Origin of the sequence: Streptomyces sp. NPDC004542, assembly GCF_040610035.1 — a bacterium.
Lineage (GTDB): Bacteria > Actinomycetota > Actinomycetes > Streptomycetales > Streptomycetaceae > Streptomyces.
Window position 1 is genome coordinate 39,719 of the sequence record NZ_JBEXLP010000030.1, and the last position, 20,139, is coordinate 59,857.

A 20,139-nucleotide genomic window follows, 5' to 3' on the forward strand; every position below is an offset into this window, starting at 1 on the left:
CGCGGTCACTCCTCCGACGCGGGCTCCACATCGGCGAGAAGCTGCCCGAACGCCGCCTCGTCCACCACCGGTGTCCCGTACTGCCGCGCCTTGACCGCCTTCGACGTGCCCGAGCCGGGGTCGTTGGTCACGAGGAGACTGGTCAGCCGGGACAGGCTGGTCGCGACGTGCAGCCCCGCCTCGGTCGCCCGGTCCTCCAGCAGCTCGCGCTCGACCGACGTGTCCCCGGAGAACGCCACCCGCATGCCCTGCTTGAGGCGTTCGCCTTCTTCGTACCGCCCCGGGTTGGGGTAGGGGCACGCGGGCCGCTTGCGGGCCGGACGCCAGGTGCCGGGGCGGTAACCGCCGTACCCCCCGCCGCCGGCCTGGCGGCCGATCCGGGGCGCGGGCCGGTCCTGCCACTCGGTCAGCGGCCGGCACTCCAGCAGCGGCAGCCGCACCCCGCCCTGCGCGGCGGCCCGCAGACTGGGCCGGAACGCCTCGGCGAGCACACGCGCGTCGTCCAGCGCGTGGTGCGCGCGCCGCTGCACGACGCCGAAGTGGGCCGCCAGCGACTCCAGCTTGTGGTTCGGCAGCGGCAGGCCGAGTTCCTTCGACAGCGCGATCGTGCACAGCCGCTGCCGCACCGGGGCCTCGCGCTCCGCGCGCGCGTACTCCCGGGCGATCATCTGCCAGTCGAAGACGGCGTTGTGCGCGACCAGCACCCGGTCCGCGAGCCGGGCGGCGAACTCCTCGGCGATGTCGGCGAACAGCGGCGCGCCCTCGAGGACCTCGCTCGTCAGGCCGTGGATCCACACGGGCCCCGGATCCCGCTCCGGGTTGACCAGCGTGTACCAGTGGTCCTCGACCTCACCGCGTGCGTCCAGCCGGTAGACGGCCGCGGAGATGATCCGGTCGTCCCGGGCCAGGCCCGTGGTCTCCACGTCAACGACCGCGTATCCGTGGGGATACGCGGCCGGCCACCGGGTGGGCGAGGAGGCTTCCGTCGTGCGGTCTTCGAGCATGGTCACTGAGGATACGGGCCGCGACTGACAGTCCCCTCCCGGAGGTTGGGTACGTCGCCGCACCCGGCCGTTGCCGGTGCGTGGCTATGGACACCTTCGCCGCACGGTGCCACCGTGCTGCCGCCCGGCGGTTGACGGCCCAGGGAAGGGCGGTACGGCGTATGGCACGCGTACGGTACGGCGCACGGACCGAGGCGGAGGTCACGGCCGCGCGCACCGCGAGCGCGAAGCTCCCCGACATCTGGTCCACCGGCGTGGTGGCCCTCTGGGAGACCGATCCGGACGCGGTGGCCGCGGTGCTGCCACCCCCGCTGGGGCCCACCGGACGCCCCCTGGTCCGGGTCACCGTCAGCAACGTCGAGCTGCCCGGACATCCGCTCGGCGCGGGCTCGTTCGCGGTGGCCGCCGCCCACGGCGACACCGAGGGCTGGTATCCGCTGGTGATGCCGATGACCCACGAGCGCGCCCTCACCGGCGGCCGCGAGGTCTTCGGGGAGCCCAAGAAGCTCGGCGAGGTGACCGTCGAGCGGGACGGCCCGGTGGTGCGGGCGTCGATGGCCCGGCACGGCACCGCCTTCGTCGAGGTGCGCGGCGAGGTGCGCGGCGCGCTGCCCCTGCCCGAGCCGGCGCGGAGGACCGACTTCTACTTCAAGTTCCTGCCCGCCGTCGACGGTTCCGGCTTCGACGGCGACCCGCTGCTGGTGCACTGCGTGCGCCACGAGAGGGTACGCGCGCTGGAGGCGGTCACCGGAGAGGTGGTGCTGCGCGAGTCCCGGTACGACCCCGTCGCCGACCTGCCGGTCCTGCGCCTCGTGGAGATCACCCTCGGGCAGAAGACCAGCGACCAGCGCGGCCGGGTCGCCGAACGGGTCGACCCGCGCGCGCTGTTGCCCTACGTCCACCAGCGGTACGACGATCCGCGCCAGGTCCTGGACGCACCCCCGGAAGGGAGCGTCTGATGCGGCTGCGGGAAGGGCAAGTGGCCGTGGTCACCGGCGCCGCGAGCGGGATCGGCCTCGCCATGGCCCGGCGGTTCGCGGCCGAGGGCCTGAAGGTGGTCCTCGCCGACGTCGAGGGGGCCGCCCTGGACAAGGCCGCCGACGGCCTGCGCGCGGACGGCGCGGACGTGCACGCGCGCGTGGTCGACGTCTCGCTCCGCGAACAGGTCGTGGAACTGGCCGAGTCGGCGTACGAGAGGTACGGCGCCGTACACGTCCTGTGCAACAACGCCGGGGTCGGCTCGGGCGCCGAGGGCCGCATGTGGGAGCACGACCCGAACGACTGGAAGTGGGCGTTCTCCGTCAACGTGTGGGGCGTCTTCCACGGCGTCCAGGCGTTCGTGCCCCGGATGATCGAGTCGGGTGAGCCCGGTCATGTCGTCAACACCTCCTCCGGTGACGGCGGCATCGCCCCGCTGCCCACGGCCTCCGTGTACGCCGTCACCAAGGCGGCCGTCGTCACGCTGACCGAGTCCCTGTACGCCCACCTGAAGGCGGAACACGCGCGCGTGGGGGCCTCGGTGCTCTTCCCCGGCCCGCACATGCTGCGCACCGGCCTGTGGGAGTCGCACCGCAACCGGCCCGCCCGCTACGCCAAGCAACGGCCCCGCAGGACCCCGTACCGCAGCCTCGACCAGTGGGAGACGGCGATGCGCGCGGCGGGCAAGGAGGTCCGCTTCACGCCCGTCGAGGAGGTCGCCGGCCTCGTCGTGGACGGCATCCGCGCCGGCCGCTTCTGGCTGCTGCCGCCGAGCGAGCACAGCGACGCGCAGATCCGGGCCCGGGCCGCGTCGATGCTCGACCGTACGAACCCGGCGTACCTCGAACGATTCGTCCTTGACTGAACTGCTGCCGCGCTCGCCTGCCGACGCCGAGACCGCCAACGAAAGAGGGGACCGCGGTGACCGACCAGGACCCGTACCTGATCATCTCCTCCGACTGCCACGCCGGGCTGCCCACCGAGGAGTACCGGCCCTATCTGGAGGCCCGGTTCCACCGGGACTTCGACGAGTTCCTCGCCGGCCGCGACCGGCGCCGCGAGGAGATGACCCGGCTCGGCATCCGCAACGAGGCGTTCGCGGACAAGTGGTTCCAGGACAACGAGGAGGGCCTGCGCGGCGGCTGGGACACCGCGCAGCGCCTGAAGGAGCTCGACGGGGACGGGGTGGCCGCCGAGGTGGTCTTCCCGGACGCCGACGCCGTGGACAGCCGTACGGCCGCCCCCTTCGGCGTGGGCCTCGGCCTGTCCGGAGACCAGGACCCCGAACTGGGCATGGCGGGCGCGCGGGCGCACAACCGCTGGCTGGCCGACTTCGTCTCCGCGCACCCCGAACGGCACTGCGGTGTCGCCCTGCTGCCCGTCACCGCCCCGGCCGAGCGGGTGGTCGCCGAGGTCCACCGCGCCAGGGAGTCCGGGCTCGGCGCCCTCATGATCCCGTCCATGTGGGTCGACAAGGAGCCGTACCACGACCGCCGTTACGACCCCGTGTGGGCGGCCGCCGCCGAGTGCGGCATGCCGGTGCTGACGCACTCCGGAGCGGCTCCGCGGCACGAGTACGGCGACCACCTCGGGATCTACGTCTCCGAGGTCACCTGGTGGCCCGCCCGGCCGCTGTGGTTCCTCCTCTGGTCCGGGGTCTTCGAACGCCATCCCGGCCTGCGGTTCGGGGTGGCGGAGTCGGGCTGCTGGTGGCTGCCGAACCTGCTGTGGTTCATGGACCGCCTCTACCTGGGCGCGCACGGCGGCAAGAAGCTCTCCCCCTTCCGGGAACTGGGGCGCCCGCCGCACGCGTACCTCGACCGGCAGGTGTTCGTCTGCGCCACCAACACCAAGCGCCGCGAGCTGGCCCAGCGCTACGAGATCGGCGTCGACAACATCCTGTGGGGCAGCGACTTCCCGCACCCCGAGGGCACCTGGCCCGACACGCGCGCGTGGCTGCGCCGCACCTTCCACGACATCCCGGTGGCCGAGACCCGCCGCATGCTGGGCCTCGCCGCGGCCGAGGTCTTCGGCTTCGACGTGGAGCGGCTGACCCCGCTCGCCCGGCGCATCGGCCCCACCCCCGCCGACCTCGGCCAGCCGGACGACCAGCCGGCCGTCGAGGCGTCCTGGGCGCGCTCGCGCGAGGTGGGCCGCCACTGGCTGACCGGCCACGACTTCCCGGCCCTGGGAGTGACCCCGTGAACCCCTCGGACGAGGACCGCCTGACGGTGATCTCCGCCGACTGCCACGCGGGCGCCGACCTCCTCGACTACCGGCCGTACCTGGAGCGGCGGTACCACGAGGACTTCGACGCCTGGGCGGCCGCGTACGTCAACCCGTACGCGGACCTGCTCGCCGACTCCGCCGACCGCAACTGGGACTCCGACCTCCGCCTGGCCGAGCTGGCGGCGGACGGGATCGTCGCGGAGGTGGTGTTCCCCAACACCGTCCCGCCGTTCTTCCCGTCCGGCTCCCTGAGCGCGCCCACCCCGACCGCCGAGGAGTTCGACCGCCGGTGGGCGGGGCTGCGCGCCCACAACCGCTGGCTGGCGGACTTCTGCGCGGCCGCGCCGGGCCGCCGTGCGGGCGTCTGCCAGATCCTGCTGAACGACGTCGGGGAAGCCGTCAAGGAGATCCGGTGGGCGGCCGGCGCGGGCCTGAAGGGCGGGGTGCTGCTGCCGGGCACACCGCCGGGCTCCGGGCTGCCCGAGCTGTACTCGCCGGTGTACGACCCGATCTGGGCCGTCTGCGCGGAACTCGGCGTGCCCGTCAACCACCACGCCGGCTCGGCCTCCCCGCCGCTCGGCGACGAACCGGCCGCCCGCGCGGTCTTCATGGTCGAGACGACCTGGTTCTCCCACCGCGCGCTGTGGCACCTCGTCTTCGGCGGCGCCTTCCGCCGGCACCCGGAGCTGAAGCTGGTCCTGACCGAGCAGGGCTCGGGCTGGATCCCCGGAGTGCTCGACATGCTGGACTACTACCACGGCCGCCTGGTCGCCGCCGCGGCGAAGGCGGCCACGGCCAAGGCGGCCACGGCGGAGGCCAAGTTCGGCGCGGGTCTGGCCGCCGGCATGGGCGGGGCCCCTTCGGAAGTCTGGCGCGACAACTGCTTCGTCGGCGCCAGCTTCATGCGCCCGCACGAGGTGCCGCTGCGCGACCGCATCGGCGTCGACAAGATCATGTGGGGCAGCGACTACCCCCACGACGAGGGGACCCATCCCCACTCCCGTCAAGCCCTGCGTTTCGCCTACGCGGGCGTGCCCCGGGACGAGCTCACGGCCATGCTCGGGGGCAACGCCGCCCGCGTGTACGGCTTCGACCTCGGCTTCCTGGACCCGATCGCGGCGAAGGCCGGCCCGACGGTCGCCGAGCTCGCCGAGCCGCTCCTCGAACCGCCCGCGGACGCGACCAGCCCGGTGTTCGCGCGGGGAGCGTCGGTACGCGTGTGGTGACGGCCGGGGTGGAATGCTCCTGGTGTGACGGAACCCCTCCATGACGAGGCACACGGCGGCGCGCTGGGCTCACGGCTGAACTGGCTGCGGGCGGCCGTCCTCGGCGCGAACGACGGCATCGTGTCCACCGCGGGCCTCGTCGTCGGCGTGGCCGGCGCCACGGACTCCCGCACCGCCCTGCTCACCGCGGGCCTGGCCGGGCTGCTGGCCGGGTCGATGTCGATGGCGGCGGGCGAGTACGTGTCGGTGTCGACCCAGCGCGACTCGGAGATGGCCGCCCTGGCGATGGAGAGACAGGAGCTGACGGAGCAGCCCGCGGCCGAGCTGGTGGAGCTGACCGAGCTGCTGCGGGAGCGCGGGCTGTCCCGGGAGGTGGCGCGGGAGGCGGCGGAGCAGCTCACCGCGCGGGACGCCCTGAGGGCCCACGCGCGTGTGGAGCTGGGCATCGACCCGGAGGCGCTGACCAACCCGTGGCACGCGGCCTGGGCGAGCTTCCTGGCGTTCACCGTGGGCGCCCTGCTGCCGCTGCTGGCGATCGTCCTCCCGCCGGCCGGCCTGCGGCTCGTGGTGACCGTGGTCTCCGTGCTGGCCGCCCTCGTCGTCACCGGCTACACCAGCGCCCGCCTGGGCGCCGCCGCTCCGGGCCGGGCGGTACTGCGGAACGTGGCGGGCGGGGCGCTGGCGATGGGGGTGACGTACGCGGCGGGAGCGCTGCTGGGCGCGGTGGGCGTGTAGGCAGCCCGCCGCGCGCGGGCCACCGCCGGCCGGCCGGGTCAGGCCCAGTGGGCCGGGTCGGTTCCCCAGGGTGCCGGGGGTCGTTGCCAGTCGGCGGGGGCGCCTGTGAAGGAGACGGCCGGGCGTGCGTGTCGCAGCCGTCCGAGGCGGCTGTCCGTCTCGGTCAGCCACGCGTCGGGTCCGTCGTACGCAAGCCCGCCGTCGGCGTCCCGCTGGAGCCCGTCGGTCAGCCGGCGTGCGGTCCGGGCGAGCGCTAGCCGGACGAAGCGGCCACCGCCGTCGTAGGACCGCTCGGTCAGGGCCCGCAGGACGGCGGCGGCCAGCAGATAGCCGGTGCCGTGGTCGAGCGCCTGCGCGGGCAGCGCACCGGGCCGGCCGGCCGAACCCTCGACGGCCGCGATGCCGGTGGCGACCTGTACCAGGCTGTCGAAGCCCCGCCGCCCGCGCCACGGCCCGTACGCGCCCCAGGCCGACACCTGCGCCACGATCAGCCCGGGCCGCCGCTCGGCCAGCGCCTCGGGGGAGAGGCCGAACCGGTCCAGTGCGCCCGGCCGGTAGCCGGTGACCACCACGTCCGCCGCCGCCAGCAGTTCCTCGAAGGCCTGCCGGTCCACGGCCAGGTCCAGGGTCGCCGACCGCTTCCCGAAGCCCGTGTCGGCGTGCTGGTCGGGCAGCTCCGGCAGCTGCGGCGGGTCCACGCGCAGCACCTGCGCGCCCAGCAGGGCGAGCGTGCGGGTGGCGACCGGGCCCGCCAGGACCCGGGTGAGGTCCAGGACACGCAGGCCGGCGGCGGGCAGCAGGGGGGAGGAGCACGCGGGCGGCGGCAGTACGCGCGCGCGTGCCGAGCCCAGCCGTCCCCGCTCGACGAGCGGCCGTGCGGCCACGGCGGCGGCCTGCTCGTGCCCGGCCCACTCCTCGGGCGTACGGAGCGCGACCGCGAGGCCCCCGGCCGCGTACACCGTCTCCTCGACCTCGCGCGCGGGCCGCTCGGCGAGCCGCTCGGCCACCGCCGCCATCGACGCGCCCTCCGGCAGCCCCAGCGCACCCAGCAACCGTGTCCGGTGATGGGGGTAGTTGGCGTGCGTGCGCACCCATCCGTCGGCCGTGCGCCAGAACCTCGACAGCGGCGCGAAGACGACCGGTGCCCGCCCGTCGACCGTCAGCAGCCGCTCGCTGTGGAAGGCGGCGGCCACCGCCCCGTCGTCCACCCGGACCTCCGGCACCTCGGCCGGCCCGCCCCGCCGCGTCCCCAGCTCGGCGGCGGCCAGCGCGCAGGCCCCCACGCAGGCGCGGGCCAGCTCCCGCACGGGCAGCTTCGCCTCGAGGGTTCCCCGGCGTACGACGGTCGAGACGCGCGGGAGCAGGGCGGGGTCGCCGCCGACCGCCTCCCATGCCCAGTTGATTCCTGTCATGACTGCACTATGCAGTATTGATCCGATCAACATCGGAGGGCGGTGAGCGGGCCGGGCCGGGTCCGACGCCCCGGCCCGGCCCGCTCACCCGGGCCGAGGTCCTACCTGGTCACCGCGGCCAGCGCGTCCGCCGTGCCCCAGCCGTAGAAACCGTTGTGGTTCTTCGAGCCCTCGCAGACCGCGTCGACCTTGCCGTCCCCGTTGATGTCGTACGGGTCCGTGCAGGGCGTGGCGTCGGCCTCGGCGTACAGCAGCGCCTTCACCAGGGCGGGGGAGGCGTGCGGGTGGGTTGACTTGATCAATGCGGCGACACCGGCGACGTGCGGGGTCGCCATCGACGTGCCCGCCATGTAACCCCACTTGCCGCCGGGCAGCGGGCCGAGGATGAGGCCGCTGGTGGCCGGGGGCTCCGGCTTCTGGTACGCCGTCGAGTCGCCACCCGGGGCGGCTACGTCGATCACGCCCAGCCCGTAGTTGGAGAAGGAGGACTTGAGCCCCTTCGCGCCGGTCGCCGCGACCGTGACGACACCCGGCAGCTGGGTGGGGATGTCGTAGCACGTGCGCGGGTCGATCACCCGGTCGGACGGCGTGGAGTCGTTGGGCGAGACCGGGTCGGTGATCGAGTCGGCGGCGAGGTCGTAGCTCTCGTTGCCCGCCGCGGCGACGTTGACCGCGCCCTTGCGCTCCGCGTACCGGGAGGCCCGGGTGACCGCGTCCACCAGTGCCTTCTGGTCCGGGTCGGTGGTGCAGTTGAAGTACCACGGGTCGGTGTAATAGCTGTTGTTGGTCACGTCCACGCCGTGCTCGGCCGCCCACACGAAGCCGCAGACCACGGCTTCGGTGTAGAAGTAGCCGTCCGGATTGCCGACCTTGATGCCCGCGACCCGCACGCCCGGCGCCACGCCCGTGATGCCGACGCCGTTCTTCGCGCCCGCGATCTCACCGGCCACGTGCGTGCCGTGCGGGCTCTCGCTCGCGCTGGGCCGCCAGGCCCCGTCGGTGGTGTCCGGCTTGCCGGAGACGCAGTTGGCGGAGGCGGCACGGTCGAAGTTGGGCGCGATGTCGGGGTGGGTGTCGTCGACCCCGGTGTCGATGACGGCGACGGTGACCTTCCGGCTGCCGAGGCTCTTCTCGTGCGCCTTGTCCGCCTTGATGGCCGGCAGGTCCCACTGCAGTGGCTCCAGCGGGTCCTGCCCGTCGGCCGCCCGCGCGTCGGCGACCTGCTCGTCGCTCAGCACCTTCGGCGTCCCGACGTCGGTGGTCGACTGGGCGGGCAGCGGCGCGGTGCGGGTGGCACCGGCGGAGTCGACGCCGCGCACCGTGCGGACGGCCGCCGCGAAGCCGGGGTTCGACGAGTGGACGACGATCACGCCGATCCGGTCGTAGGCGATCACGACCGAGCCGCCGGCCTCGCCGATGGCCTTCTCCACGCGCGCGGAAGCGGCCTGCCCCGGGCGGACGTTGACCACGTAGCTGAGTGAGGGCGCGTCCGCCTTGGTGGCGGCGGCCGGTGCGGCCGGTGCGGCCGGGGCCGCCGTGGCCGTGGCGTTCGGAAGGAAGGCGAGGGCCGTCGCCATCGCCGTCCCGAGCGGAAGCGCGAGGGCGCGGGGGTGGCGCCGGTGGGACGCTGTCATGTGTCGTGTCTCTCCAGTTCGTCGGTGCCGGGGCTACTTGACCGCGCGCAGCGCGTTGACGATGCCGAACCCGTAGAAGCCGTTGACGCGCTTGCCGCCCACGCAGGTCGCGTCCACGACCCCGTCGCCGTCCCCGTCGTACGGGGCGCTCGGGCAGCCGGGGTTGTCCGCCTCCGCCTTGAGCAGCGCCCGCAGCTGCGCCGGAGTGGCGTGCGGGTGGGCGGACTTCAGCAGCGCGGCCACGGCGGCCACGTGCGGGGAGGCCATCGAGGTGCCCTGGAGGAAGCCGTACTGGTCGTTCGGCAGGGTCGACAGGATGCGGCCGTTCCTGGACGGAGTGTCCGGGATCCGGAACTTGTCGCCGCCGGGGGCCGCCACGTCGACGACCCCCTTGCCGTAGCTGGAGTAGTACGACTTGGCCCCCGTGACACCGGTCGCGCTCACCGTGACCACGCCGGGCAACTGGGTCGGCACGTCGAAGCACTCGTGCGGGTCGACCGTCCGGGTCGTGGGGGTCGAGTCGTCCGGGCTCGAGGCGTCGACGAGGGCGTCCGAGTCGAGGTCGTCGCCTGAGTTGCCCGCGGCGGCCACATTGAGCGTGCCCTTGCGCTGGGCGTACAGCTGGGCCCTGTCGACCGCGTCGACGATGGCACGTTGATCGGGGTCGTCCATGCAGTTGTACTGCCACGGATCCACGTAGTAGCTGTTGTTCGTGACCTCGATGCCGTGATCGGCGGCGAACACGAACGCGCAGACCACGCTTTCGGGGTAGAACAGCTGGTTCGCGTCCGGCTGGGCGACGGTGATGCTCGCGACCTTCACACCCGGGGCCACGCCCGCCACGCCGATGCCGTTGCGGGCCGCGGCTATCTCACCCGCGACATGCGTGCCGTGGTAGTGGTCGGCGTCCACCGGCCGCCAGGCGCCGTACGTGGTGTCCGCCTTGCCGCTTACGCAGTTCGCGGACTGGGAGGCGGAGAAGTTCGGCGCGATGTCCGGATGGGTGTCGTCGACACCGGTGTCGATGACACCGACGGTCACCCGCCTGCTGCCGGGGTCGATCCGCGCGGCCTTGTCGGCGCCGATGGCCCGCAGGTCCCACTGGTCGGCCTCCAGGGGCTCCTGGCCCGCCGCCGCGCTCTTCGTGAGCTTCGCCGCCTCGGCCCTGGACAGGACCTGCACCGCGCCCTCGTCCGTCGTCCCCGCCGCGCCGAGCGGCGCGGTCCGCGAGGCGCCCGCCGACTGCACTCCGCGCACCGCGCGGATCCGCCTGCCGAAGTCCGGGTTCGCGGAGTGGACGACGAACACGCCGATCCTGTCGTACGTCACCACGACGGAGCCGCCGGCCGCCGCGATGGCCTTCCGTACCGACGCGACGGTGGCGCGGTCGGTCCCCGTGTTGACGAGGTACGCGAGGGTGGGGCCGTCCGCCGCGCGTGCCGCCCGAGCCGTCGGCGGGGCCGCCGACGCCACCGACGGGAGGAAGCCGAGCGACGCGGTCAGCGACAGCACGACGGGTACGGCGAGGGCGAGCCGGCGTCTGGAGCGCAGATGAGGCATGGGGTCTCCACATCATCCGAGGTCATCCGGAAACGAAACCGGCCCGAGGCACAGGTGCTGCCCGGGCAGGTACGTGACTAGCAGGTGCATGACTAGTGGTGCAGGGCGAAGCTATCTCCCCGTCTCACCGGCCAGCAATGACCACGGCCGACGACTTCCGAAAGAACTCGTCGGACTTGAACCGGTCCTCCCGCGGCTCCGTGGACCTTCGACGGGGAGCCCGGGCAGGATCGGGCCCCCTTCGCCAACCGCCCGCGACACGAGGAGACTTTGTGGCCACCGAGACACCGCCCCCCTCGAAGACCCACCCCCGGCTTCCCTCCGCAGAGGAGTTCGCCGCGGTGCAGGAGAGCGCGGAGTTCGGTGAGCTGCGCCGCTCCCACCGCTCCTTCGCGTTCCCGCTGACCGTCGCCTTCATCGTCTGGTACCTGGTGTACGTCCTCCTCTCCAACTACGCGGGCGACTTCATGGGCACCAAGGTGGCCGGCAACGTCAACGTCGCCCTCGTGCTGGGCCTCGCCCAGTTCCTCACCACGTTCCTGATCGCCTGGTGGTACGCGCGGCGCGCCGCCACCCACCTCGACCCCAAGGCGGAGGCCATCAAGTCCCGGATGGAGGGCGGCGCATGAACATCGCGCAGCAGAGCGTGCTGGCCGCCGGCGAGGCGAGTGAGCACCGGCCCCTGATCATCACCCTGTTCTCGGTCTTCGTCGTCGCGACCCTCGTCATCACCGTCTGGGCCGGCCGCCAGACCAAGGACGCCGCCGACTTCTACGCCGGCGGACGGCAGTTCACCGGCTTCCAGAACGGCCTGGCCGTCTCCGGCGACTACATGTCCGCCGCGTCCTTCCTCGGCATCGCGGGCGCCATCGCCCTCTTCGGCTACGACGGCTTCCTGTACTCCATCGGCTTCCTGGTCGCCTGGCTGGTCGCCCTGCTCCTGGTCGCCGAGCCGCTGCGCAACTCCGGGCGCTACACCATGGGCGACGTACTGGCGTACCGCATGCGCCAGCGCCCCGTCCGCACGGCGGCCGGCACCTCCACCATCGTCGTGTCGATCTTCTACCTGCTGGCCCAGATGGCCGGCGCCGGTGTCCTGGTCTCCCTGCTGCTCGGCATCACCAGCGACGGCGGCAAGATCGGCATCGTGGCGCTGGTCGGCGTCCTGATGATCGTCTACGTCACCATCGGCGGCATGAAGGGCACCACCTGGGTCCAGATGGTCAAGGCCGTGCTGCTGATCGCGGGCGCCCTGCTGCTGACCTTCCTGGTCCTGCTGAAGTTCCACTTCAACATCTCCGACCTGCTGGGCGAGGCCGCCGACAACAGCGGCAAGGGCTCCGCCTTCCTGGAGCCCGGCCTGAAGTACGGCGCCACGGGCACCACCAAGCTGGACTTCATCTCCCTGGGCATCGCCCTCGTCCTCGGCACGGCGGGGCTGCCGCACATCCTGATCCGCTTCTACACCGTTCCCACCGCCAAGGCGGCCCGCAAGTCGGTCATCTGGGCGATCGGCCTGATCGGCGCCTTCTACCTGATGACCCTCGCCCTCGGCTTCGGCGCGGCCGCGCTGATCAAACCGGACGAGATCATCGCCTCCAACAAGGCGGGGAACACCGCGGCACCCCTGCTGGCCCTCCACCTCGGCGGGGTGGACTCCAGCTGGGGCGCCGTCCTGCTCGCCACCATCTCCGCGGTCGCCTTCGCCACGATCCTCGCGGTCGTCGCGGGTCTCACCCTGGCCTCGTCCTCCTCCTTCGCCCACGACATCTACGCCAACGTCATCAAGAAGGGCCAGGCCACCGAGAAACAGGAGATCAACGCGGCTCGCTACGCCACGGTCGGCATCGGCGCCGTCTCGATCCTGCTGGGCGCCCTCTCCCGCGACCTGAACGTGGCCGGCCTGGTCGCCCTGGCCTTCGCGGTCGCCGCCTCCGCCAACCTGCCGACCATCCTGTACAGCCTGTTCTGGAAGCGGTTCACCACCTCGGGCGCGCTGTGGTCGATCTACGGCGGCCTGGTCACCGCGGTCGGCCTGGTGCTGTTCTCCCCCGTGGTCTCCGGCAAGGCGACATCGATGTTCCCCGACGTCGACTTCCACTGGTTCCCGCTGGAGAACCCGGGCATCATCTCGATCCCGGTCGGCTTCCTGCTGGGCGTCGTCGGCACCCTCCTGTCGAAGGAGGCGCCCGACGCCGGCAAGTACGCGGAGCTGGAGGTGCGGTCCCTGACCGGGACCGGGGCGCACTGAGCACCGGGCACTCAGCACTCAGCACACCGGGCACTCAGCACTCAGCACACCGGGCACTCAGCACTTCGCACCGAGTACCGAGTACCGAGCACCGAGCTGTGTACGAGCGGCCGCGTCGCGGGGCCCACGGGGTCCTGCGGCGCGGCCGCGTCCGCGTGGTGGGACGGGCCCTGTGTCTCTGTCAGTGGTGTCGCGTAGGCTCACAGGTGACGGCGGACGAGTGACCGCAAAGAACCAGGGGAGGCGGCCCACGTGCTCATCGACACCTACAGCCGGGTGGCCACCGACCTGAGGGTCTCGCTGACCGACCGCTGCAACCTGCGCTGCACGTACTGCATGCCCGAGGAGGGCCTGCAGTGGCTGGCCAAGCCCGACCTGCTCACGGACGACGAGATCGTCCGCCTGATCGGCATCGCGGTCACCTCCCTCGGCATCACCGAGGTCCGCTTCACCGGCGGTGAGCCCCTGCTGCGTCCCGGCCTCGTCGGCGTCGTCGAGCGCGTCGCGGCCCTGGAGCCCCGCCCCCAGACGTCCCTCACCACCAACGGCATCGGCCTCAGGCGCACCGCGGCCGCCCTGAAGACCGCCGGCCTCGACCGGGTCAACGTCTCCCTCGACACCCTCCGCCCGGACGTGTTCAAGCGGCTCACCCGCCGGGACCGCCACCAGGACGTCCTCGAGGGCCTCCGGGCCGCCCGCGAGGCCGGACTGACCCCGGTGAAGGTCAACACGGTCCTGATGCCGGACCTCAACGACGACGAGGCCCCGGACCTGCTGGCCTGGGCCGTGGAGCACGACTACGAGCTGCGCTTCATCGAGCAGATGCCCCTGGACGCCCAGCACGGCTGGAAGCGCGAGGGCATGGTCACCGCGGGCGACATCCTGGCCTCGCTGCGCACCCGCTTCGAGCTGACCCCCGAGGGCGAAGGGGAACGCGGCTCGGCCCCGGCCGAACGCTGGCTGGTCGACGGCGGCCCGCACCGTGTCGGCGTCATCGCCTCCGTCACCCGCCCGTTCTGCGCGGCCTGTGACCGCACCCGCCTCACCGCCGACGGCCAGATACGCACCTGCCTCTTCGCCACCGAGGAGACGGATCTCCGCGCCGCCCTGCGTTCCGGCGCCCCCGACGAGGAGATCGCCCGCGTCTGGCGCCTGGCCATGTGGGGCAAGAAGGCGGGCGCCGGCCTGGACGACCCGTCGTTCGTCCAGCCGGACCGGCCGATGTCGGCGATCGGCGGCTGACCGGTCAGGCCTGCCCGGCCGGCTGCTCCCAGTCGGTGAGCAGGACGACGTCCTTCAGGAACCCGCGCACCCCGAGGAACTGCGCCAGGTGCTCGCGGTGCTCCTCGCACGCCAGCCACGTCTTGCGCCGCTCCGGCGTGTGGATCTTCGGGTTGTTCCACGCCAGCACCCACACGGCGTCGGCACGGCAGCCCTTGGCGGAGCAGATGGGAGTCTCGTCAGTCACGGCTTCGTTCTCACCCACGGCAGACAAAAGGCGACGCCGAGCAGCCACGGGGGGAGCTGCCCGGCGTCGGTCCGTCGCTCCGACGGGGGATGCGGAGCGCGTACGAAGTATGTCACGGGTAGCCCGCCGCCCGGCACCGGAACAGCATGATTGATCTGAGCTTTTCTTGAGCTTCGCGCCGCGCCCAGGACCGCCCGCCGGCCATCACTGATGGTCACGCGGGGTCCGGCCGGTCACCGCGTACCCCCGCCGGGGGCTCCTCCGGCGCGTCCTCCGGAGCGGATTCCGCCTGCGTGTCGTCGGCTCGGGGCGACGAGATCATCGGCCGCACCGGCGCGGCCACGAATGTCGACGGCAGCCCCGGCGCCCGCTCACGCCCCGCGTTGGCGACCACCACGGCGATGTAGGGCAGCACCGCCCCGAGCACCAGCGCCACGACCGCCACGTACCGTTCCACGTTCCAGAGGGTGGCGGCGAGGATCACCGCGGCCGTGCGGATCGTCATGGAGATGACGTACCGGCGCTGCCGGCCACGCACGTCCTCCGCCAGGCCCGTCCGGGCTCCGGTGATCCGGAACACCTGGACGTTGCCGCCACCATGCTGCTTCCGCATCACATTCCACCATCCGCCCGCGTCGGCGCCCGCATCGGCCTCTCCCCCGGTCTCCACGGTACGCCGCGGCTGCGCACCGTTCGAGACCGGGGCACCCCGCCTCCCGGCCGAACGTCCTGCGCCGGCACACGTAGGGCGGTACCCCTCCCGGCCGTACCTGACGTGCGTCGTACGGCGGACACGCGGAGGATGGATCCAGTGCTCACGTCGGGCCGTACGAGGAGGCAGCCATGGGCTGGTTGTGGGCGATCATCGTCGGATTCGTGCTCGGTCTGATCGCGAAGGCGGTCATCCCGGGGAAGCAGCACAGCCCGCTCTGGCTGACCACCATCTTCGGCATCCTCGGCGCCGTCGTGGGCAACGCGATCGCCCGCGCGCTCGGCGTCGCGGCGACCCCGGGCATCGACTGGACCCGGCACCTCTTCCAGCTGGTCGCCGCGATCATCATCGTCGCCGTCGGTGACATGGCGTACATGGCGCTGTGGGGCAACCGGAAGCGGGAGCAGCGGGTCTGACCGGATGCGCCGGAGGGCGGCCCCCCGCGGGGAACCGCCCTCCGGCGCGGCTCAGGCGCTGGTGGGACTCACGCGCCCGTGACCTCGACCGCCGCCAGGTTCTTCTTCCCCCGCCGCAGCACCAGCCAGCGCCCGTGCAGCAGATCCTCCTTCGCCGGAACGGCGTCCTCCGCGGTGATCTTCGCGTTGTTCACGTAGGCACCGCCCTCCTTGACCGTGCGCCGCGCGGCCGACTTGCTGGCCACCAGACCGACCTCGGCGAACAGGTCGACCACCGGGCCGAGCCCGGCGACCTGGATGTGCGGCACCTCGGACAGCGCCGCCGCCAGCGTCCGGTCGTCCAGCTCGGACAGGTCGCCCTGACCGAAGAGCGCCTTGGAGGCGGCGATCACGGCCGCCGTCTGCTCGGCGCCGTGCACCAGCGTCGTCAGCTCCTCGGCCAGCGCGCGCTGCGCGGCCCGGGCCTGCGGACGCTCCTCGGTCTGCTTCTCCAGCTCCTCCAGCTCCGCGCGGGACCTGAAGGACAGGATGCGCAGGTACGCCGAGATGTCCCGGTCGTCCACGTTCAGCCAGAACTGGTAGAACGCGTACGGCGTCGTCATCTCCGGGTCGAGCCAGACCGCGCCGCCCTCGGTCTTGCCGAACTTGGTGCCGTCCGCCTTGGTCATCAGCGGGGTCGCCAGGGCGTGCACGGCGGCGTGCGGCTCCAGCCGGTGGATCAGGTCCAGGCCGGCCGTGAGGTTGCCCCACTGGTCGCTGCCGCCCTGCTGGAGCGTGCAGCCGTACCGGCGGTACAGCTGCAGGAAGTCCATGCCCTGCAGGATCTGGTAGCTGAACTCCGTGTAGCTGATGCCCTGGTCCGACTCCAGGCGCCGGGCCACGGAGTCCTTGGTCAGCATCTTGTTGACGCGGAAGTGCTTGCCGATGTCCCGCAGGAACTCGATCGCGGAGAGACCCTCGGTCCAGTCGAGGTTGTTGACCATGACGGCCGCGTTCTCGCCCTCGAAGGACAGGAACGGCTCGATCTGGCGGCGCAGCTTCTCCACCCAGCCCGCGACCGTCTCCGGGTCGTTCAGCGTGCGCTCCGCGGTCGGGCGCGGGTCGCCGATCAGCCCGGTGGCGCCGCCGACCAGCGCCAGCGGCCGGTGCCCCGCCTGCTGGAGCCGGCGCACGGTGAGCACCTGCACCAGGTGCCCCACGTGCAGCGAAGGCGCGGTCGGGTCGAAACCGCAATAGAACGTGACGGGACCGTCCGCGAGCGCCTTGCGCAAAGCGTCCTCGTCAGTGGACAGGGCGAACAGCCCCCGCCACTTCAGCTCGTCGACGATGTCCGTCACGGTTCTCGATCTCCTCGGGTGGGCTCGTAATCAGGTACGAGGTTATACGCCCTGGCTGACAGAGCTCATATTGAAGTCGGGCACTCGCAGCGCGGGCATCGCGGCCCTGGTGAACCAGTCGCTCCACTCCCGCGGCAGCGTCTTCTCCGTGCGCCCGGCCTCCACGGCCCGGCCCAGCAGGTCCACCGGCGACTCGTTGAACCGGAAGTTGTTCACCTCGCCGGTCACCTCGCCGTTCTCCACGAGGTAGACGCCGTCCCGGGTCAGCCCGGTCAGCAGCAGCGTCGCCGGATCGACCTCGCGGATGTACCACAGGCAGGTCAGCAGCAGCCCCCGCTCCGTGGCCGCGACCATCTCCTCCGGGGAGCGGTCCTCGCCGCCGTCCAGGATGAGGTTGCCGAGCGCCGGGGCCACCGGCAGCCCGGTCAGTTCGGCGCTGTGCCGGGTGGTCGTCAGGTTCTTGAGCCGCCCGTCGCCGACCCACTCGGTGTCCCGGACCGGCAGCCCGTTGTCGAACACCGACTGGTCGCCCCCGGAGGAGTGCGCGATCACGAACGGCGAGCACTCCAGACCCGGCTCGTCCGGGTCGCTGCGCAGGGTCAGCGGCAGCTCGGTCAGCCGGTCGCCGACGCGGGTGCCGCCGCCCGGCTTCGAGAACACCGTCCGCCCCTCCGCCGCGTCCCGGCCGGACGCCGACCACAGCTGGTAGATCAGCAGGTCGGCCACGGCGGTCGGCGGCAGCAGCGTCTCGTAGCGGCCCGCGGGCAGCGCGATCCGCCGCTCCGCCCAGCCGAGCCGCACGGCCAGCTCGGCGTCCATCGCCCCCGGATCGACGTCCTTGAAGTCCCGCGTGGAGCGTCCCGCCCACGCCGAGCGGGTACGGTCCGGGGACTTGGCGTTGACCTCCAGCGTGCCGTTGGGCTGGTCGTGTCGCAGGCGCAGGCCCGTCGACGTCCCCAGGTACGTCGACACCAGCTCGTGGTTGGCGAAGCCGTACAGCTCCCGCCCGCCCCCCCGCGCGCGTGCGAACGCCTCGCCGAGCGCCGGCGCGAAGTCCGCGAACACGGCGGAGGAGGTCTCGGCGGGCGCGTCCGTGAAGTCCGGGGACTCCGGCACGCCCGTGACCAGCGGCTGCGCGTCCTCGGCGGGCCCGGCGCCCCGCGCGGCGGCCTCGGCGGCGCGCACCAGCGGCTCCAGTTCGTCGGCGGTCACCGCGGACCGCGACACCACGCCGGAGGCGGTACCTTCCTGGCCGTCCACGGTCGCGATCACCGTGAGCGTACGGCCGCGCGTGACGCCGTTCGTCGTCAGCGCGTTGCCCGCCCAGCGCAGGTTGGCCGTCGAGTGCTCGTCGGCGATCACGACGCAGCCGTCGGCCCGGGACAGCTCGAGAGCGCGCTCGACGACCTCGTGCGGCTTGTCGGTACGGGCGCTCATCGGCCGGCCTCCTGCGTGGTGTCGAGGCTGTGCTTGCCCGGGGGGTAACCCCCGGACCCCCAGCCGGGTGCTGTACGGGCGCTCATCGGCCGGCCTCCTGCGTGGTGTCGAGGCTGTGCTTGCCCGGGGGGTAACCCCCGGACCCCCAGCCGGGTGCTGTACGGGCGCTCATCGGCCGGCCTCCTGCGTGGTATTGAGGATGTTGACGCCCTTGAACAGGGCGGAGGGGCAGCCGTGCGACACGGAGGCGACCTGGCCCGGCTGGGCCTTGCCGCAGTTGAAGGCGCCGCCCAGGACGTAGGTCTGCGGGCCGCCGACGGCCGCCATGGAGCCCCAGAAGTCCGTCGTCGTCGCCTGGTAGGCGACGTCCCGCAGCTGTCCGGTGATCCGCCCGTTCTCGATCCTGAAGAAGCGCTGCCCGGTGAATTGGAAGTTGTAGCGCTGCATGTCGATGGACCAGGACCGGTCGCCGACGACGTAGATGCCCCGGTCGACGCTCCCGATCAGGTCCTCCGTGGACATCCCCGCCGGATCCGGCCGGAGCGACACGTTGGCCATGCGCTGCACCGGCACGTGCCCGGGGGAGTCGGCGTACGCGCACCCGTTGGACCGCTCGAACCCGGTCAGCCGGGCGATCCGCCGGTCCAGCTGGTAGCCGACCAGCGTGCCGTCCTTCACCAGGTCCCAGGACTGCGCCTCGACGCCCTCGTCGTCGTACCCGATGGTCGCCAGCCCGTGCTCGGCGGTGCGGTCGCCGGTGACGTTCATCAGCTCCGAGCCGTACTTCAGCTTGCCGAGCTGGTCGAAGGTGGCGAAGGAGGTGCCCGCGTAGGCGGCCTCGTAGCCGAGCGCCCGGTCCAGCTCGGTGGCGTGCCCGATCGACTCGTGGATGGTCAGCCACAGGTTGGACGGGTCCACGACCAGGTCGTACAGGCCGGCCTCGACGCTCGGCGCGCGCATCTTCTCGGCCAGCAGCTCCGGGATCCGCTCCAGCTCGGCGTCCCAGTCCCAGCCGGTGCCGGTGAGGTACTCCCAGCCGCGCCCGGCCGGCGGGGCGATGGTCCGCATCGAGTCGAACTCGCCGCTGGAGTCGTCCACCGACACGGCGGTCAGCTCCGGATGCAGCCGCACCCGCTGCTGCGTGGTCACGGTTCCCGCGGTGTCCGCGTAGAACTTGTTCTCGTGCACGGTGAGCAACGAGGCGTCGACGTGGTCGACCCCGCCCGCCGCCAGCAGCCGCGCGCTCCAGTCCGCCAGCAGGGCCGCCTTCTCCTCGTCCGGCACGCTGAACGGATCGATCTCGTACGACGAGACCCAGGTCTTCTCGGCGTGCACCGGCTCGCCCGCCAGCTCCACGCGCTCGTCCGACCCGGCCGCCCGGAGCACCTGCGCGGAGAGCTTCGCCATCGCAACGGCCTGCGAGGCGACCTTGGCGGCGGCGTCGAGGCTCAGCTCCACCCCCGACGCGAAGCCCCACGTCCCGCCGTGCACGACCCGGACCGCGTACCCGAGGTCGGTGGTGTCCGACGAGCCGGCGGGCCTGGCGTCCCTCAGCCGCCAGGAGGCGCTGCGCACCCGCTCGAACCGGAAGTCCGCGTGCTCGGCCCCGAGCGCCCGCGCACGCGCGAGCGCGGCGTCGGCCAGGGCGCGTAGGGGTAGTGCCAGAAATGTCTCGTCGATCTTATGGGCCATGGAGCTCTCCCCGTCTGGTCTGCGGATGTCCGCAGTGAACCATGCCGT

The 20,139-nt window shown here is 72.6% G+C and carries 18 protein-coding genes; 9 read left to right on the top strand and 9 right to left on the bottom strand.

The genetic code is table 11. The features are described 5' to 3' along the window. Nucleotides 1-5: 5 nt before the first annotated feature. A complete protein-coding gene (locus ABZX30_RS18470; protein ID WP_355934657.1) occupies nt 6-1,004 on the bottom strand; it encodes a DEDDh family exonuclease in 999 nt (332 codons plus the stop codon). A gap of 161 nt (nt 1,005-1,165) precedes the next feature. Between ABZX30_RS18470 and ABZX30_RS18475 the strand changes: the two genes are divergently transcribed. The 5 genes from ABZX30_RS18475 to ABZX30_RS18495 are packed head-to-tail and all read left to right on the top strand — an operon-like array spanning nt 1,166 to nt 6,172. Continuing rightward, nucleotides 1,166-1,963, top strand: a complete 798-nt coding sequence (locus ABZX30_RS18475) for an acetoacetate decarboxylase family protein (RefSeq protein WP_355934658.1) — start codon at nt 1,166-1,168, stop codon at nt 1,961-1,963. Then, nucleotides 1,963-2,847 (top strand): SDR family NAD(P)-dependent oxidoreductase, encoded by an 885-nt coding sequence (locus ABZX30_RS18480; protein WP_355934660.1) that lies wholly within the window; start codon nt 1,963-1,965, stop codon nt 2,845-2,847. Before ABZX30_RS18475 ends, ABZX30_RS18480 begins: the two co-directional genes overlap by 1 nt. Nucleotides 2,848-2,903: 56 nt before the next feature. Continuing rightward, nucleotides 2,904-4,187, top strand: coding sequence for an amidohydrolase family protein (locus ABZX30_RS18485; protein ID WP_355934662.1), 1,284 nt, complete (start codon nt 2,904-2,906; stop codon nt 4,185-4,187). Beyond that, nucleotides 4,184-5,437 (top strand): amidohydrolase family protein, encoded by a 1,254-nt coding sequence (locus tag ABZX30_RS18490; protein ID WP_355934664.1) that lies wholly within the window; start codon nt 4,184-4,186, stop codon nt 5,435-5,437. Before ABZX30_RS18485 ends, ABZX30_RS18490 begins: the two co-directional genes overlap by 4 nt. Nucleotides 5,438-5,461: 24 nt before the next feature. After that, complete coding sequence (locus tag ABZX30_RS18495) at nt 5,462-6,172, top strand: VIT family protein (protein ID WP_355934666.1); 711 nt, start codon at nt 5,462-5,464, stop codon at nt 6,170-6,172. Between the two features lie 38 nt (nt 6,173-6,210). On the opposite strand, the gene ABZX30_RS18500 is transcribed toward ABZX30_RS18495, so the two are convergent. From ABZX30_RS18500 to ABZX30_RS18510, 3 genes are all read right to left on the bottom strand, one after another. Beyond that, on the bottom strand, nt 6,211-7,584 hold the full coding sequence (locus ABZX30_RS18500; protein ID WP_355934668.1) for a CoA transferase: 1,374 nt from the start codon (nt 7,582-7,584) through the stop codon (nt 6,211-6,213). Between the two features lie 101 nt (nt 7,585-7,685). Beyond that, the gene (locus ABZX30_RS18505; protein ID WP_355934670.1) at nt 7,686-9,218 is read right to left on the bottom strand and encodes a S8 family serine peptidase; all 1,533 of its coding nucleotides are present in this window, start codon (nt 9,216-9,218) and stop codon (nt 7,686-7,688) included. A 33-nt stretch (nt 9,219-9,251) separates the two neighbouring features. After that, entirely contained in the window at nt 9,252-10,778 is a 1,527-nt protein-coding gene (locus tag ABZX30_RS18510; RefSeq protein ID WP_355934672.1) for a S8 family serine peptidase, read from the bottom strand. A 272-nt stretch (nt 10,779-11,050) separates the two neighbouring features. On the opposite strand from ABZX30_RS18510, the gene ABZX30_RS18515 reads away from it, so the two are divergent. The 3 genes from ABZX30_RS18515 to moaA all read left to right on the top strand — a co-directional run bounded on the left by ABZX30_RS18515 (nt 11,051) and on the right by moaA (nt 14,271). Next, complete coding sequence (locus tag ABZX30_RS18515) at nt 11,051-11,407, top strand: DUF485 domain-containing protein (RefSeq protein WP_355934674.1); 357 nt, start codon at nt 11,051-11,053, stop codon at nt 11,405-11,407. Continuing rightward, nucleotides 11,404-13,029: a cation acetate symporter gene (locus tag ABZX30_RS18520; RefSeq protein ID WP_355934676.1), complete on the top strand. Its 1,626-nt coding sequence runs from the start codon at nt 11,404-11,406 to the stop codon at nt 13,027-13,029. Before ABZX30_RS18515 ends, ABZX30_RS18520 begins: the two co-directional genes overlap by 4 nt. Before the next feature lie 252 nt (nt 13,030-13,281). Further along, nucleotides 13,282-14,271, top strand: a complete 990-nt coding sequence (moaA, locus tag ABZX30_RS18525) for a GTP 3',8-cyclase MoaA (RefSeq protein WP_355934678.1) — start codon at nt 13,282-13,284, stop codon at nt 14,269-14,271. Between the two features lie 4 nt (nt 14,272-14,275). On the opposite strand, the gene ABZX30_RS18530 is transcribed toward moaA, so the two are convergent. Together ABZX30_RS18530 and ABZX30_RS18535 are read right to left on the bottom strand one after the other, a co-directional pair. Continuing rightward, nucleotides 14,276-14,497: a hypothetical protein gene (locus ABZX30_RS18530; protein ID WP_355934680.1), complete on the bottom strand. Its 222-nt coding sequence runs from the start codon at nt 14,495-14,497 to the stop codon at nt 14,276-14,278. Between the two features lie 214 nt (nt 14,498-14,711). Continuing rightward, entirely contained in the window at nt 14,712-15,110 is a 399-nt protein-coding gene (locus tag ABZX30_RS18535; protein WP_355934681.1) for a DUF3099 domain-containing protein, read from the bottom strand. 230 nt (nt 15,111-15,340) lie between these two features. On the opposite strand from ABZX30_RS18535, the gene ABZX30_RS18540 reads away from it, so the two are divergent. Beyond that, entirely contained in the window at nt 15,341-15,625 is a 285-nt protein-coding gene (locus ABZX30_RS18540) for a GlsB/YeaQ/YmgE family stress response membrane protein (protein WP_355934683.1), read from the top strand. Nucleotides 15,626-15,693: 68 nt separating this feature from the next. Here the strand turns inward: ABZX30_RS18540 and tyrS are convergent, their stop codons facing one another. The 3 genes from tyrS to ABZX30_RS18555 form a co-directional block, all read right to left on the bottom strand. Continuing rightward, on the bottom strand, nt 15,694-16,962 hold the full coding sequence (tyrS, locus tag ABZX30_RS18545) for a tyrosine--tRNA ligase (RefSeq protein ID WP_355934685.1): 1,269 nt from the start codon (nt 16,960-16,962) through the stop codon (nt 15,694-15,696). Nucleotides 16,963-17,004: 42 nt separating this feature from the next. Next, nucleotides 17,005-18,399, bottom strand: coding sequence for a metallopeptidase TldD-related protein (locus tag ABZX30_RS18550; protein ID WP_355934687.1), 1,395 nt, complete (start codon nt 18,397-18,399; stop codon nt 17,005-17,007). A 168-nt stretch (nt 18,400-18,567) separates the two neighbouring features. Further along, the gene (locus ABZX30_RS18555) at nt 18,568-20,091 is read right to left on the bottom strand and encodes a TldD/PmbA family protein (protein WP_355934689.1); all 1,524 of its coding nucleotides are present in this window, start codon (nt 20,089-20,091) and stop codon (nt 18,568-18,570) included. Nucleotides 20,092-20,139: the final 48 nt, after the last annotated feature.